16 protein-coding genes are annotated in these 15,792 nt (G+C 40.1%); 10 read left to right on the forward strand and 6 right to left on the reverse strand.

The window, feature by feature from the left end:
* Positions 1-7: 7 nt before the first annotated feature.
* On the reverse strand, positions 8-781 hold the full coding sequence (locus GTQ38_RS16900) for a 5'-methylthioadenosine/S-adenosylhomocysteine nucleosidase family protein (protein ID WP_161436730.1): 774 nt from the start codon (positions 779-781) through the stop codon (positions 8-10).
* A gap of 641 nt (positions 782-1,422) precedes the next feature.
* On the reverse strand, positions 1,423-2,871 hold the full coding sequence (locus GTQ38_RS16905; RefSeq protein ID WP_161436731.1) for an alpha/beta hydrolase family protein: 1,449 nt from the start codon (positions 2,869-2,871) through the stop codon (positions 1,423-1,425).
* 200 nt (positions 2,872-3,071) lie between these two features.
* Between GTQ38_RS16905 and GTQ38_RS16910 the strand changes: the two genes are divergently transcribed.
* A complete protein-coding gene (locus GTQ38_RS16910) occupies positions 3,072-4,112 on the forward strand; it encodes a helix-turn-helix domain-containing protein (protein ID WP_161436732.1) in 1,041 nt (346 codons plus the stop codon).
* Positions 4,113-4,194: 82 nt separating this feature from the next.
* Here GTQ38_RS16910 and GTQ38_RS16915 read toward each other — a convergent pair whose 3' ends face one another.
* The 4 genes from GTQ38_RS16915 to GTQ38_RS16930 all read right to left on the reverse strand — a co-directional run bounded on the left by GTQ38_RS16915 (position 4,195) and on the right by GTQ38_RS16930 (position 8,313).
* A complete protein-coding gene (locus GTQ38_RS16915; RefSeq protein ID WP_161436733.1) occupies positions 4,195-5,109 on the reverse strand; it encodes a hypothetical protein in 915 nt (304 codons plus the stop codon).
* 250 nt (positions 5,110-5,359) lie between these two features.
* Positions 5,360-6,022, reverse strand: a complete 663-nt coding sequence (locus tag GTQ38_RS16920; RefSeq protein ID WP_161436734.1) for a DUF6090 family protein — start codon at positions 6,020-6,022, stop codon at positions 5,360-5,362.
* 138 nt (positions 6,023-6,160) lie between these two features.
* Entirely contained in the window at positions 6,161-6,619 is a 459-nt protein-coding gene (locus GTQ38_RS16925; RefSeq protein WP_161436735.1) for a YybH family protein, read from the reverse strand.
* Positions 6,620-7,302: 683 nt separating this feature from the next.
* Positions 7,303-8,313 (reverse strand): adenylate/guanylate cyclase domain-containing protein, encoded by a 1,011-nt coding sequence (locus GTQ38_RS16930; protein WP_161436736.1) that lies wholly within the window; start codon positions 8,311-8,313, stop codon positions 7,303-7,305.
* Positions 8,314-8,799: 486 nt separating this feature from the next.
* On the opposite strand from GTQ38_RS16930, the gene GTQ38_RS16935 reads away from it, so the two are divergent.
* The 9 genes from GTQ38_RS16935 (at position 8,800) to GTQ38_RS16975 (ending at position 15,759) form a co-directional block, all read left to right on the forward strand.
* On the forward strand, positions 8,800-9,702 hold the full coding sequence (locus GTQ38_RS16935) for an NmrA family NAD(P)-binding protein (protein WP_161436737.1): 903 nt from the start codon (positions 8,800-8,802) through the stop codon (positions 9,700-9,702).
* Positions 9,703-9,710: 8 nt separating this feature from the next.
* A complete protein-coding gene (locus GTQ38_RS16940; RefSeq protein ID WP_161436738.1) occupies positions 9,711-10,616 on the forward strand; it encodes a helix-turn-helix domain-containing protein in 906 nt (301 codons plus the stop codon).
* Positions 10,617-10,728: 112 nt separating this feature from the next.
* The gene (locus tag GTQ38_RS16945; RefSeq protein WP_161436739.1) at positions 10,729-11,568 is read left to right on the forward strand and encodes an SDR family oxidoreductase; all 840 of its coding nucleotides are present in this window, start codon (positions 10,729-10,731) and stop codon (positions 11,566-11,568) included.
* A gap of 38 nt (positions 11,569-11,606) precedes the next feature.
* Positions 11,607-12,512 carry a helix-turn-helix domain-containing protein gene (locus tag GTQ38_RS16950; protein WP_161436740.1) on the forward strand — a complete coding sequence of 302 codons (906 nt, stop codon included), beginning with the start codon at positions 11,607-11,609 and terminating at the stop codon, positions 12,510-12,512.
* A gap of 80 nt (positions 12,513-12,592) precedes the next feature.
* The gene (locus GTQ38_RS16955) at positions 12,593-13,393 is read left to right on the forward strand and encodes an alpha/beta fold hydrolase (RefSeq protein ID WP_161436741.1); all 801 of its coding nucleotides are present in this window, start codon (positions 12,593-12,595) and stop codon (positions 13,391-13,393) included.
* A 39-nt stretch (positions 13,394-13,432) separates the two neighbouring features.
* Positions 13,433-13,891, forward strand: coding sequence for a hypothetical protein (locus GTQ38_RS16960; protein ID WP_161436742.1), 459 nt, complete (start codon positions 13,433-13,435; stop codon positions 13,889-13,891).
* An 11-nt stretch (positions 13,892-13,902) separates the two neighbouring features.
* Entirely contained in the window at positions 13,903-14,196 is a 294-nt protein-coding gene (locus GTQ38_RS16965) for a DUF3817 domain-containing protein (protein ID WP_238857988.1), read from the forward strand.
* 242 nt (positions 14,197-14,438) lie between these two features.
* Positions 14,439-14,792, forward strand: a complete 354-nt coding sequence (locus GTQ38_RS16970; protein ID WP_161436744.1) for a carboxymuconolactone decarboxylase family protein — start codon at positions 14,439-14,441, stop codon at positions 14,790-14,792.
* 202 nt (positions 14,793-14,994) lie between these two features.
* Positions 14,995-15,759 carry an exodeoxyribonuclease III gene (locus GTQ38_RS16975; RefSeq protein WP_161436745.1) on the forward strand — a complete coding sequence of 255 codons (765 nt, stop codon included), beginning with the start codon at positions 14,995-14,997 and terminating at the stop codon, positions 15,757-15,759.
* Positions 15,760-15,792: the final 33 nt, after the last annotated feature.

Here is a 15,792-nt window from a genome sequence, read left to right on the forward strand (position 1 = left end):
TCTAGATTTATATTTTGAGTTTTGAAAGAACCTCAAAGGCAAATGCACTGGCATTAACAGAAGCCAATTCTTGATACCGATCTTCTTTATTATCTAGCATATCCGAAATTCCTCTGACGATAAGACCTAGGACACCTTCATTGTCCTCTATGGCTTTATAAAATCCATAGCCCTCCATTTCAATCGCTGCAGTATCGTTATAGTGTGACCTTAATAGTTCTGCAACTTCTGACTGAGAGTCTGCAACAACTTTTTCTCCAGCAGCAATTGGCTTAACCACGGCTTTTGGATTGTTATATATATCATCTGGTTTTTTTATTCTTATTTTCCAATCATTTTTCCTTGCAACGGCCATCGCTCGTTGCAGCATGGCATAAGACGACTTTCCTGACTCCGGTCTTGCTAACATTTTACCACTTTTAATTTTTCCATGCTCGTAAGCATATGCTCTTTCAGCGACGACAATATCGCCAAATGTTATGTCATCCTTGAAACCACCTGCAATACCAACGAATAATACGACTCTAGGTTTGAAGTAATCAATTGCCCGTTCAGTTTCTAAGCAACATTTAATATTACCAGCCCCTACTTGTGCCACACCAACCTCCCAAGATCTTTCTTCTCCATCAAAAAACCCCTTTTCATATACGGTTCCTTTCGGATGAGTGATCTCAACAACATCTCGTAAATGCTCGCATATAGAAGTAAACTCAATTGGAATAGCAGTTATGATTACTGCTTTTAGCAGAATTTCTTCTTGTTCATCCAAACTTTTAGACATAATTATTTAGTCAGAAGCAATTTCTTAGGTAAGTAGGAATTCGATATTTAAGGGACCAATTCAAAAATATATTTTTAACACGAAAAGTATTAAGTGAGTCTTAGAATATTACCTTAATTATCAAAAGTACCTAATGCTATGTTTATGACTTAATTCTTTGTGGATACAGGTAATTCATGAGTATCCATATCCAGTATTTCGGTTATTGTTTTAGGTCTTTGAGATGAGTACCGGTTAATGGTAGGAACTTAAATCAAAGATCACAAAATGGGAACTCTTTAATGGTCTCTTTTCGGGGAAAGTAAAGTGTAGGCAGGCAATCGTTTGGAGTACTTAAATATATAAACTGCAAGGATTTTGCAGTTATACATAAACCATAGAATTTGTATGGGTTTTATACAATTGAGGATTTGATAGGGTATAAATTTATACCTCTGCGAAAAAACTAACCCCGGGCTGGTGCGAGCGTCACGCTCGTGCCCACAAAGGTTTGCCTTAACGACATGCTCGCGCCAGCAGGAAGCCGTGGATAGTAGACAATTTCTTCTTACCTAAAACTTAAAACTTACAACCTACAATTGAACTTAAGCTTAATCTTAAACTTCCAAAATATGGGTCCGTAGTAAGTCTTGATATAGCTTCTACTTGCTGAGATTCGTTTCTACCCTAAGTTCCGGGAAGTGTGTTTTTGAAAGCTCAATATCTTGCTTTCCTTTCAAATAGCGATCCCAAAAATTGAGTATTGCGGTATTCATGATTTCCATGACTCGCTCACCTTCTAAGTCACCAGATTGCCCATAATATTTAAGAATAGGCCAGATAACTGCTAAATCGGTCAAATCTGCATGCCGTGTTCCGGTCAGATGGCATTCATAATAGTATGCTTTGCTTTGTAAAAACTGGAAGTCGTTCATTCCTACTCCGTCCTCGCTGCTTAACATCATAAAAGGCACCTTCAGGCTATCTTTCTGAGTTGTCCCATACTGTAGGCCGTCTATGTTTATTCCTGCTGTTATACGCTGGTCCACAATACACATTTCTCCCGCCGTAGCCCCTCCTATGGACATGCCCATTACCCCTATTTTCGAGGCATCGATGACGGGAATTCGACCATCGAATTTTGAGGGACTAGAAAGTAACCAATTCAGTACAAATTGGTTGTCTTTCGTCCACTCAACTACCGTTTCATTTATAGCGTCCGCCTTTTCCAGGGAAGTAAGCAGTACTTTTGCCCGTGTCGCTCTGTCATCAAGGGAGGCCATTTTTTTCCGGGCCTCTTCTATGGGCCTGGAAGCTTCGGCAATCCATTGCATGCCCTTTTGAAAATTTTCAAAGCTTGTGACGAACTCAGGGAGTATTACCCGACCCCGCCCAAGATCAACACGAATGCTTTCATAAGGATGCCCTATGCTTGCCACAATATAACCGTGACTTGCCAAGTGCTCCATCAGCAAAGTGTTTTGAGAAGCAAACATTTGAAGGCCGTGATTGAACAGAATGAGCGGGCGAGAACCCTGAGCCGGCCTTAGGTTCGGAAAGGAATGCGTACTGATCTCCTGTAAATAATTGGTAAAAAAGCTTATTACATCCCTTTCTCCCGAATAAAGCCCGGACCATAAAGTGCTTGCCTTCGTCATGGGACCGGGAACAGCTGGATACCATATTTCTAACAGTAATGCTCTTTTGTCATTTGGGTCTTTGGTATGATGCTCTTCCCTTTCTTTGTTTAAGATTGTCACCGAGGTATGCCCTACCGCATACTTCCCGATGGGCTCATCCAATTTCAGTATGGGCATGGTAGAAGAATAGAAGGCAGAGGTCACCAAAAGCACCAAGGCCAGAAGAAATCCCAAAATTCTAAAAAACAAATAAGCGGTCGATCTCTTGAAGAACAAGAGCCCTAAAACAACCAATACCACATAGATAAAAACCATTTGCCATCTTACTACTTCAAATATCATGTGAAGTATAAATATGCCCAGACTGGCCTGGATAAGTCGTAATTGGATATTTCTACGCTCACCCAAAAAGCAAATGACCACAAGCAATGCCAGGGTACTGAATAATAGTACAAGCTCTAAAAATTGCATGATCGGAGTTTTACAAGATCTTTGCTAAACCTACAAGGAGGAGGCCTTTATTGAAAACTTCAATTTTAAAGCCAATTCCCGCTATATTCGTTTTCAATTGAATAAAGGAAATAAACGATCTACAGCTTTAGGTATTGATTTATGATTTAGTACCAGATTGTGTACCTTGAAGGAGTGATATACTTGAAATAAATCAGATTATGTGGCCGAGTATTATTAATGCGCTTTCGCTTACCGCTGCGATAATACTGGTTTTTATCCTCAGTATTTTACCTGCCCGGAGAGGTGGCCGAAACCTGTATCTTCTGGTGCTGTTGGTTTACCTGATCATTCATCTTACAGGTGGACTACTTATGCTGATAGGGGTTTTGAGCTTAAGTCTTTACGCCATGTTTTCCCTGTCAGTTGTCGTGCTCTATGGTCCAACCTTTTATTTCTACATAAGAAGATTTCACAACTTGCCCACCAAAGGTTACCTGTGGCACGTGGTAGCTATTGAATTAGTCCTGTGGTCCCTATTTATTATGCATGGGCTGAATATCCTGGAAACCCCTCAATGGTTTTACAATCTGTATTACACTACCGTACTGTTGGTATACTTTGTAGGAGCCATAAGGATCAGGCTGTTTGTTCCCCTGGGAAAAGGGAGGGACTGGATGAAAACCACAGCCTTTGGCTTCGGGATCCTCATACTTCTTTACATCATCGAATCAATCTGGATGAGTATTGATTTTGATTCGATCAGCAGCATAGTCGTGATCAATGCTACGGTTTATAACCTGTTTTGCTTTGCCTTTTTACTTATTGCCATAAAACAGATAATTATCAGGCCTGAAACCTTTTCCGATATGAGGGTAAGAATTCCATATAGGAGAAGTGAATTAGGAGATGTTCAGTCTGAATTGGATTTAATCAAATCCTTCGTTTCGCGCCAAAAAGAATACAAGAACCCCAATCTGGATCGTGCTAAAATTTCGGACGCCACGGGCCTGACCTCTCATCGTATTTCCGAAATCATCAACGGTAGCTTTGGAAAGAATTTTAATGATTGGCTTAACGACCACAGGGTCACGGAGGCAAAATTACACCTGACTAATTCCAAATTGAGCATTAAAGAGATCTGTTATGAGGTTGGTTTTAATTCCAAATCAGTATTCAATAAAGCTTTTAAAAAACGAACAGGTTTAACGCCTTCCGAATACCGGCTTGCAGATCCTGAAAAAAAACGGGAGTCAATGTGATTGGTTATTTGAACCTTCTGCAATTTGTCTATAAAGCGAAGCGGTCTTCGTCGCAATGGCGGCAGTGCACAAATAGTAGTTGCTACTCCCAGCTGTCCATCAATTCCACAACATACGGATCTACTTCAGTAGCCAGTTTTTCTCTAAATTCTTCTTCGGTTAACTTGTCCTTGTATGATTCATCGTATTTGATCAGAAAATCATTCAGGGGTTTTAGAATTGAGTTTCCCAAAGAGTCGATAAGCATTTGCCCGGCTTTGGTAAATCTCATTTGGTATTGACCGTAATTTGCCGGATCCATGGTGAAGTAATTCGTATCAAAATCCTCCAGAGTGCTGTACTGCAATGCTGGTGGAGGGTTTTCCAGGCTAAAATCAACCAAATGCATAACATATTGTAATTCTTCGGGTCTTTTGGTCTTGTAGAAGGCATATAATCCCATATTCGCATGGATTTCCTCCAGCCATCTGCTCATGGAATAGCCTTCCTGATTCTTTGGATCCTGGAAATTATGGGTAAGTTCATGGATGGAAAGTTTATCAAAAAAAAGTCCCATGTCTAGTTCTCCCTCATCGTTGATATACGTTCTGATCAGATCGACCGTCATTTCCTCTGGCATACTTTTAATCATTTCTCCATAACCCAGGGCCATTTCATTTTTTTCCGTTCCTACGATAAGATTCCCCTTATAATATTCCGGCATGCCTACCACGGGGGAATAAGCATTTTTCTCCCAGTCTTCTCCGGCAACTACCAGTAGGCAAAATTCCTCTTTCGGCCCCATGATTTTTGAAAGGAATTCATAGGCCTCATGCACTAAGGCAGTTTGTTTCTCAGCATGATCTATTGCCCCATTGCTGTATAATGTTTTAAAGGAGTGAGTTGTTTCCAGTTCCGTAAGGCCGACATGCCTGGACTGGTCTGTTGTAATTTTCTCTTTGGTGGAATTACACGAAAGCAAAAAGGTTCCCGCGAATACTAATAGCAACTGTCTCATAGTAGTGGTTTATTTAGCTACCATAGAGGGAACGAAAAATATGGTTCGCATTGTCAAGACCCTAATTTAGAAAAAATAAGAAGGAGGAATGAATGGATTCAAAGGAAAACTTCATTTTGGGCAGGAGCTAGTTTGTTTTTTGTTGATTGGCTGCGTCATTTAGGTGAATGCCCTTAGAATTAAGGCACCAGGAGCAATAATAAGGCCTATATAGAATAGGACTCCCATTGATCGATGGATTTTAAGTCATTCAATTGGCCAATAGTGTCTTTAGCTTTGTCGTTTCCAGCGTGATTATCTCGTACATTTCAGATTGAAACTCAAATAGTTTTAGGCTTTCAACCAGGGAATTATTAAGTATTTTAATTTGTACAGATTCAATATCCTTCTGCCATATTTTGGTATCCTCTCGTACCCTGTCCGATAGTCCGGTCAAAATAACCAAATCAAAATTCTTTTTTATTTCTTGCTCGTATAATGCAACGTCCTGGATAGTTGAAGCTTCATAAAAAGCATATTGTTCGTGTACATTTTTCAGTTTCAATATAGCCAACCTTTCAGATTCCGGAAAAAGTGCCAAATTACCCGTTGTTATAAGGTCTTCTATCGTATATGCATTCGTGTAAAAAGCTCTTTTTGAGGTATTGACACTATCCATCTTTTGTAGTAAAACTTCGGGTTTAGGATTCTCTGAATTGTAATAGTCAAAGTATTTTTTTATCGATTGCTTTTTCTTTTCGTTTGATACGTTTAATGACTTAATTCTCATCAAATCAGCCTGGAGTTCCGCAATAAGATTTTCTTCATAGGATTTCAGTAAAGAGAGTTTTTTTCTGTTCTCATTCCAATTATTAATCTGTATTGCTATCAGAATACCGATGACCACAAGAATAATTTCACCAATCGCGTACAAAAGATATTTGCTTAACCTGTTGTTGGTCAGGCTTTTTTCGCGGATTTTTCTGAAGAGCTTTATCATTAGCCAGAAGTTGGACAAAATGGTGGACCAGGCCTTATCCAATATTACGCTTAAACATTATTGATACCTATTTTATTTTCTTTCAGCATAAATATCTGTCCACATAGACCTCCATATTTTCCAGGTTTTGTCCGTTTGCTTTCTATACACTGTGGTGTTTATACCTTTTTGCAACATTCCAAAGCTGATAGTATCTTTTTGGTAAGTCCAATCCAGTAATGAAGTGTGGCTAGACACCGCCAGAGTGTCCATTACTTCCAGACTTATTAGTTCCGTTTTGTATTCATTTATGATTGTTTTTGAGCTGTCTTTCGGAAACCAGAACATCCGTATGTTTGACTTTCCTTCTATGGGTTTTAGCCTGTTGGGTTGAATTCTGGCATTTTCTTCTAAAAGACCCATTACCTTTTCCTCGTCCATTTCCAGCCAGCCATTGACATAATCCGTATGCATTTGTTTTATTTCCAGATGGTTTGAATCGATTGCCTCCTCCGACTTTGGAGAATTACAGCTCCAAATTAGTACTGCCATCAAAGTTGGGATTAGTAATGTTCTTAAAGTAAATCGTGTCATTTGTTCCTTATTATCAATTGAGGGGTAGCGTATATGTTATCAAATTACGAAAATGTCCTTTATGATGCTTTTTCCTTATTACGATAAACAAGATGATAGTTAGCTATACACGCCTTCCAATGCTAAGAAGAATGGGTTGTAAATGAATGTGCTTCTTCCCTTACGCTTTCCGAAAATTATTAAAACGTTCCTTCATTTATTGTATACGTCTTATGAAGAAGTTTTCAATGAACTGCATTATCAACTTTTGCCTTCATACTCCGATAAGTAATGAAGAAGGTCTCCTCTCTGCTCAGATAACCAGATAGCCAAATCTCGGCAAACCAAGATTAAGAAATAAGAGATATTGGTTAAACATGTAAATATGTGATAAAGTGGGAAGGAAACAAATTGTTCTTTATTCATTTTCTTTGCTTGTCCAAAGAAAACGAATCAAAAGAAAAGACACTTTTTACAAGGTATTTTTATCCCGAATTCTCGGGATAAAACCGACTCAGTTTTCTAAATTTTCTCCAAGGCTTCGAAAATTTTAAACGAAAACTTCGCCTATACTGCGTAAAAAGGAATTCCTCACCTTAAAATTTGGACGTAAAGAGATGCTTTCTCAACAGTTGCTAAAACAAACTATTGGTATGGGTATGCTATTGATTGAGCTTGACTTGATGAACACTAAACAAACCTATGGTCTGATTGCGCCCCCTTAATTGAACCTCCCCTAAGGATTTGAAATCATAACGACCTTTGGATTTCATAGCATTCAGGAAAACGTCTGAAACCAGCAATTCTGCCTCGTACTGATTGCATAGACTTTGAATCCGGGCTGTGGTATTCAAGGTATCACCCGTAAAAACGATATCTTTTTTGAGCAATCCAATCTCGCCGGTGGTCACCTTTCCATAATGAAGGCCAGCTTTAAAGGTAGGAGCAACATTGTACTTAGCAAGATATTTTGGGTGTTGCTCGCTTAAGGCTTTCTTCATATCAAAAAAACAGTCCAAAGCGCTCTTTGCAAAATCATTTTTTGCCTTCCAGGTCACTACAATTTCGTCCCCCACGTACTGATAGATTTCCCCGCCACATTTAAGAATGGGTTGGGAAATATCGTCATAATACTCCTTGAGCATTTCAAAATATCTGATATTACCCAGTCTTTCCGCATGCGCGGTGGAGGATTTCATATCGAGGAACATAAATACCCTGTATTCCGACTTCGGCTGATGATATTTGCCCGTAAAGAAGTTATAAGAAACAGACTGGCCCATATTATCACTTACTTCTTTATAGAACAAACAGATCACAATAGCCAGGGAGTAGAAGCAGATAATACTCCAAAAAGCAAAATTGCTAAAGAAGGCCAGCACAAAACTCCAAACTGTAGCGCTGAATGGGCTCAATCCCTGGTTAACCGAATGGCCAAGGACAATTATGATCAGGGCGGCAACTATGATTGCAAAGGTATAAACCACGGATTTGAAAAAGATCTTTTCAAAAAAGCTCCTATTCTTAAACCAGTTGTTTACATAAAGTACCTCAAAACTTCCAATAGTAAGTCCTACGGCAAGAGAGGTTAAAACAGATATTATAATATTTGCATCGTATGGATTTCCGGTTGAAGGATACACCGGATGATCACCCAAAATGCCTTTTTCCATTATTACGTGGATGGCGCTAAAAACCGCTGGAATTATACCAAAGGGAAGAATTTGAAAAAGTAACCTTCTTTGTTTATTCGATAACAAACCTTAGCAGTTTTTTTGAGTACATCATAGTGGTATATGATGTGTGACCCTAATTTAACACATTTCGCTTAGGTAACGGCTTTAGTTTAAGTGTTGAGTGTTAAGTTTTAGTTGTTAGATTATATAGCATAAACCAATCCAACACTTAAGATCTAATAGGTGATTGTAGTGCGTTGATGATTGTCAGTTCTCTGCCTTGTACTTCTTAAATGCGCTTATACCTAATCGCTTTTTTGCATGCGATGTATACTATCTCGCTACCATGCATGGGTACTTATTGGGACATCAGCAAACTTCTTGCTAGGAGAAAAACGGATATTTAAACACAACAAAAATATATTTCGGCACATACGGTATCTCTCACATAACGACCTTTGTACGTAGCAATAATAAAAGCATATGAAAATTACACTAACAGGGTCTTTGGGGAGAATTGGGACGCCCTTGGCTCAGATACTGCTCAAAGAAAGACATAAGGTTACAATAATCAGCAGTAATCCTTCCAGAAGAAAAGAGATAAAGGAGTTGGGAGCAGTAGCCGCTATTGGCAAACTACAGGATATCGATTTTTTGACCTCCAGTTTTACAGGTGCCGATGTGGTATACACAATGTCTCCTCCGGCTAATTATTTTGACCATGATCTTGACTTGCCTGGCTATTTCAAAGAACTTGGAAATACCTTTGCCGAAGCTGTACGCATAAGCGGTGTTAGGCGTGTTGTTAATCTCAGTAGTATAGGTGCACATTTGGATGAGGGTAATGGGATTTTGGAAGGCACATACCTTGTGGAACAAAGCCTTGATAGTTTAGCGGAAAATGTGGCCGTCACGCACATTAGGCCAACGGAGATCTATTACAACCTATTCCAATTCGTGCCTTTGATAAAGGAACAAGGGATAATAGGAAGCAACCTTGCAGCGGATAATGTTAACGCATGGGTATCTCCAAAAGATATAGCCAAATGTGTTGCGGAGGAGATCAATACACACTCATCATACGGAAGAAAGGTGAGATACGTTACCAGTGAAGAGCTGACCTATGGAGAATTGGTCAGGATCTTGGGCACGGCAATCGGTAAGCCAGACCTAAAATGGGTAATGATTACAGATGATCAGATGTTGCAAAGTCTTGAAAGCACTGGAATGCAACCAGCAATTGCCAGGGGAATGGTGGAAATGTATGCTGCCATCCGCAGTGGATTGTTGTATGAAGATTATAAATTGCACAGACCCGAGCTCCTTGGCAAGGTTAAAATGAAAGATTTTGCCCAAGAGTTCGCAGCGGTTTACAACGAAGAATAGTATTTACTATGCAACCCTATAGATTTAAGACAATCGGTCAATACCATAGCTTCCGGGGACTTCCCGGGCCGTCACATCCGTTGATAAGTGTCTTCCGTATTGAGGAAATTACCTCGCTAAATGATGATGAACCAGAGCATCTTATCCAGGACTTCTTTTCCATTGCACTGAAATCAAATGTGAGCGGAACCCTGATATATGGGCAGCGCGAGTATGATTTTGACAAGGGAAGTATGGTCTTTATCGCGCCAAATCAGGTGTATTCCATTCGGGGAACAAAGGATCTGACCCATTCGGGATGGCTTCTGTTAATTCATCCCGATCTCTTTTGGGATACTTCTCTTGCCGCCAGGATTAAAATGTATGAATATTTTGGGTATGCGGTGAACGAGGCCCTTCACCTCTCGGAACAGGAGGAGAAAACCATTGTTGCTGTCTTAAAAGGCATCCAGGAAGAATGCGGATTAAATATCGATAAGTTCAGCAAGCCGGTAATCATTTCACGTATAGAAACCTTGCTGAACTATGCCGATAGGTTTTACCATCGCCAGTTCATAACAAGGGAAAAGGAAAATCATGAAATCCTGGCCCGATTGGAAACCATACTGAATAATCATTTCAGTAGTAGTGAATTGGCCACCAAGGGCTTGCCCACAGTCCTGGACATCTCCGAATCCCTGAACCTTTCACCAAACTATTTAAGCGGTTTGCTGAAGGTGCTGACTGGAAAGAGCACTCAACAGCACATCCATGATAAACTCATTGAGAGGGCAAAGGAAAAATTAGCCATAAGCGAATCGACTATCAGTGAAATCGCATTTCAGTTGGGGTTTGACTATCCACAGTCGTTCAGTAAGTTCTTTAAATCAAAAACCAACCTCACGCCTACCGAGTTTAGACAATCCTTCAATTGACCGTAGATATAATCTAAAAAGTAGATTTGGCTATGCATTCCAGGGATTTGGAAAGGTATTAATGCAAGGAATTCAAAACCTTTGTAGCGTAAGTTTTAAACCTTGATACAATATGGATTTAAAAAAAGTGTGGTTCGTCACCGGAGCATCCAAAGGCTTGGGATTAAATTTGGTTAAGAAGTTATTGGATAGCGGCTACCGGGTTGCGGCCACCTCCAGAAACAAGCAGGCTCTAATTACAGGTATTGGCGAGAAAAATAAGGATTTCCTGCCCATTTCAATGGACTTGGGTCAGAACGCAAGTGTAAAACGTTCCATAGAGGAAGTTATCTCTCATTTTGGGACAATAGATGTTGTGGTTAACAATGCAGGCTACAGCCAGATTGGGACTTTGGAGGAGTTGACAGATCAGGAAGTAAAGAACAATTATAATGTAAATGTGTTCGGTTCTCTGAACGTTATTCGCAATGTAACACCTTTAATGAGAGCAAAGCGGTCTGGGCATTTTTTCAACATTTCGTCCATAGGCGGTTATGTGGGGAACTTTGCAGGTTTCGGTATCTACTGCTCTACAAAGTTTGCAGTGGCGGGCCTTACGGAAGCCCTTTCTGAGGAGATGAAACCTTTTGGTGTATATACCACCTTGGTCTATCCTGGATATTTTAGAACCAACTTCCTGTCCAAAGGCTCAGTCAAGACACCAGCGAACCCTGTAGTGGAATATAAAGCCGCCCGTGACATGGAACAGGCACACTTAAAAGAAATTGACGGCAACCAGCCTAATGACCCGGAAAAGGCAGCAGACGTGCTAATCACCCTAAGCGAAATGGAAAACCCGCCAGTTCATTTCTTTATGGGTGAAGATGCCCACCAGTTCGCGGGCAAGAAAATAGAGACCATTCAAAAGGCCCTTAAGGATAACAAAGTTTTGGGTACTTCAACCGGATTTTAAATCTTTATCCTAAAGACGCATCTCTGTAAAATAAGAAAATGTACCGATTCAAAACCATAAGCGATTTTCACCAATATGGCAATTTACCAAAACCGGAACATCCTTTGATCAGCCTCGTGGATTATGGAAAGGTGAGTTATCCTGCGGATGACCATCAAATCAAATGGGTTCAGGAGTTTTATTCTATTGGCCTGAAACGGAACGTAAGCGCCAAGTTCAACTATGGACAGCAGCAATATGATTTTGACGAAGGGGTACTTACATTTGTTGCGCCACAACAGGTTCTAACGGTTAAAGTGAACCAAAATATAAAGACCGAAGCATCCGGTTGGCTCCTGCTTGTCCATCCGGACTTTTTTTGGGGCACTTCCCTGGCCAAGACCATCAAGAACTATGATTTCTTTGGTTATGCTGTCAACGAGGCGCTATTCCTTTCTGAAAAGGAGGAAAGGATCATAGACGATCTGTTACGGAATATCCAAAGGGAGTACCAGTCTAATATGGACAAGTTCAGTGAAAACATCATTGTCTCCCAAATAGAGCTTTTGCTCAATTACGGAGAACGCTATTACGAACGCCAATTCATTACGCGCAAAATTACCAATCACCAGGTGCTGATTAAACTTGAGGAAATCTTGAACGGCCATTTTAAAAAAGAAAACACGCTTTCCAGGGGTATCCCAACTGTTGTTGAGATTGCCAGGCACTTGAACCTTTCTCCAAACTACCTAAGTGCATTGTTGAAGGCAGTGAGTGGACAGAGTACGCAACAGCACATTCATAATAAATTGATAGAAATAGCCAAGGAAAAACTTTCCACTACGGAACTCAGTGTAAGCGAAATTGCCTTTGAGCTGGGTTTTGAACACCCTACCTCCTTCTCTAAGCTGTTCAAGAACAAAACGAACGTTTCGCCTATGGCCTTTAGACAAACCCTCAATTGAAAACAGCAATGAAGAAAATACTATACACATTTCCGTTACTGTTTTGTACCACTTGCTTTTCCCTGATACATGCACAAACTATGAAAACAATAAACATCAAAATCAACGGCGAAAACTTAGTCTATTACGATAGTGAAAAAGGGGACACTACCCTACTCTTCATCCACGGGGCTTTTATAAACAAGGAATATTGGAATGAACAACTGTCTCACTTTTCCAAAACTTATAGGGTCTTGGCGGTGGATTTAGCGGGGCACGGAAACTCCTCCCATTACCGTACAGATTGGACCGTACAGGAATATGGCAGGGATATCAGCGAATTTATCAAAAAGCTTTCGCTCCGTAACGTAGTCTTGATTGGACATTCCTTTGGTTCGGATGTGATGCTCGAAACTGTAGCTCTTGATCCTGCCCAAATCATTGGATTGATAGAAGTTGATCATATGAAAAGTGTTGGTGTTGAAGTGCCACAGGAAACTATAGAACATTTAATAGCGAATTTAAGGACCGATTTTGCAAATACCTGTGAACAATTTGCGAGGCAGGCATTATTGTCCGAAGGCACTGATCCCGGACTGGTTGCAAGATTATTAAAGGACTACCGAGAAATGAATCCGGAAGTGGGTATACCCCTTATTGAAAACACCTTTACTTACACCAAAAGAGAGACCGAGCTTTTAAGGGGACTTAATTTGAAGTTGCACCTAATCCATGTGGACTATATGCCCACAAGCGAGGAAAATCTAAGGAAATATCTCGCCGGCAACTATCAATTGCATAAAATAAGTGGAAGTTGCCATTATCCGATGCTTGAGAATCCGATCGAATTCAATGTGCTCCTGGAACAAATTCTATCAACCATCGAGGATAAGCAGCGGTAAAATTTGGGTGAATAATGAAATCCTATTAAGGCTAGTACAATGTATCAATCACTCATAATAATCCATTCTGTAACCCGCTGGCTTGTGCTGTTAAGTCTTGTTTACGCAATTTATAGAGCTTATAGAGGATACTTTAAAAATTTGACCTTCTCAAAAGTCGATAACTCCATTCGTCATTGGACGGCTACCTTTGCCCATATACAACTTATGATCGGAATTTTACTTTATACCCAAAGCCCTATAATAAAATACTTTTGGAATAATCTTGATGCTGCAATATCCAGTCTTGACACCACTTTTTTTGGTGTTATACACCTGATCCTCATGCTAACCGCAATTGTTGTATTGACTATCGGTTCTGCTAAGGCAAAAAGAAGATCTATCGACAAGGAAAAATTCAGAATCATGTTGGTATGGTTCTCAATTGCCCTGATCATCATTTTTGTTGCAATTCCCTGGCCATTTTCGCCCATGGCCAATAGACCTTACTTCAGATAATCATGTTAGATATGTTCAAGACAAATGTCGGAAGGCTTCGAATCCTGGGCTTTTTTGAAGGTATTTCTCTTATTATTCTAATATTCGTTGCCACTCCTATGAAATACTGTTTCGCAAATCCAGGTTGGACCAAATTAATTGGACCAGTGCATGGGGCGCTTTTCCTTCTTTATGCGATCAATGCACTTAGCGTTAGCGTTGAGCGTAATTGGAAATTCTGGACAACAACATGGAAAGTTATTATGGCTAGTTTTATCCCATTTGGAACGTTTTACATTGACAAAAAGATATTAAGCAAGCTTTAATTATCAAAAAGGTCCTGGAAGATCTGTTCATCTTATTTACTATACATCTGCATTTTTTTACTGTATTATTTTCTTTGATTTTAGAATCTTGATTACAAGCGCCGGGCCTGTGGACGACTTGATTGGAATGACCTACATCATAGGTTTGCCTTCAGACTTCCTATAGTTTTGAACAGTTTTACATGGTCAGTGAAACTATTTCACAAGAGCAAAAGCATTTTATTTCCTAAAACCCATATATCATGATTAAAGACTATTCAAAACACTATAACGACCTCGCTAAACTTATGGAGGATCTAGGGACCAAAGTCCCTACAACGATGAAGGGGTTTAATGACCTTCATAAATCAGCCATATCGGATGGAGTACTGACTTCCAAGACCAAAGAGCTCATCGCATTGGGTATAGCTATTACGGTACGCTGCGATGGTTGTATCGCCTTTCATGTGCATGACGCCCTGAAATCAGGTGCGAGTTCTGAAGAGATTTTAGAAACTATCGGTGTGGCTATACTCATGGGCGGAGGACCGGCCCTTGTGTACGGATGCGAAGCCCTGGAAGCTCTGAGACAGTTCATGGTTTTAGAGCAACACTAGCTCATAATTACAGGACCTTGTAATTGGAAAGTTCTAAAACATAAAATCGGAAGAGGTGAGAAAACCTACAAATTTCACCTCTGTTGTTTATAGCGTTAAGAACGAGGCTGAAATGGTGTATTAATTGATATTTCATCCAGTGTTATAATGGCCTTAATTCAGTATTTTTGAATTAAGGCTAAATTCATTGACACAGAAAAACATGAAAATCATTTCATGGAACGTAAACGGTATACGGGCCATCGTTAAAAAGGATTTTTACAGATCCATCGAAAAGATAGCTCCTGATATTCTTTGTTTGCAGGAGACCAAGGCTCAGGATGAGGAGGTTATCACGGCATTGTCTCCCCTTAATGGCTATCATAATAATTACAACGCTGCTGATAGAAAGGGGTATTCCGGCACTGCCCTGCTAAGCAAAGAATTACCAGTAAAGGTAACACAAGATATGGGTGTTGCTGAACACGATACCGAAGGCAGGATACAATGTGCTGAATACGAAAGTTTTTATCTGGTTAACGTATATGTGCCCAATTCGGGCCAACAGCTGCTTCGCCTGGACTACCGCAAAACATGGGATGCAGATTTTTTAATGTACCTAAAAGACCTGGAAAAAACGAAGCCCGTAATTGTTTGTGGGGATTTTAATGTGGCGCACAGAGCCATTGACCTAAAGAACGATAAGGCCAACTACAACAAAACAGCCGGATACACCCAAATTGAGATTGATGGTATGGATAATTTTCTATCAGCAGGATTTGTGGATTCATTCCGACATTTTCATCCGGAAAAAGTCGCCTACACCTATTGGAGTTACCGATTTAAAGCACGTGAACGAAATACCGGATGGCGCATCGATTATTTTTTGGTCAGCAATTCTTTGGTTGACAGAATTAGCTCTGTAGAGATATTATCGGAGTATTACGGATCTGACCATTGCCCGATCAGCTTGAACATTGAGCCATAATTGGTTACCCTTAAATTCAAAGTGCCCTGATGC

Source organism: Poritiphilus flavus, from assembly GCF_009901585.1.
Taxonomy (GTDB): Bacteria; Bacteroidota; Bacteroidia; order Flavobacteriales; family Flavobacteriaceae; genus Poritiphilus; species Poritiphilus flavus.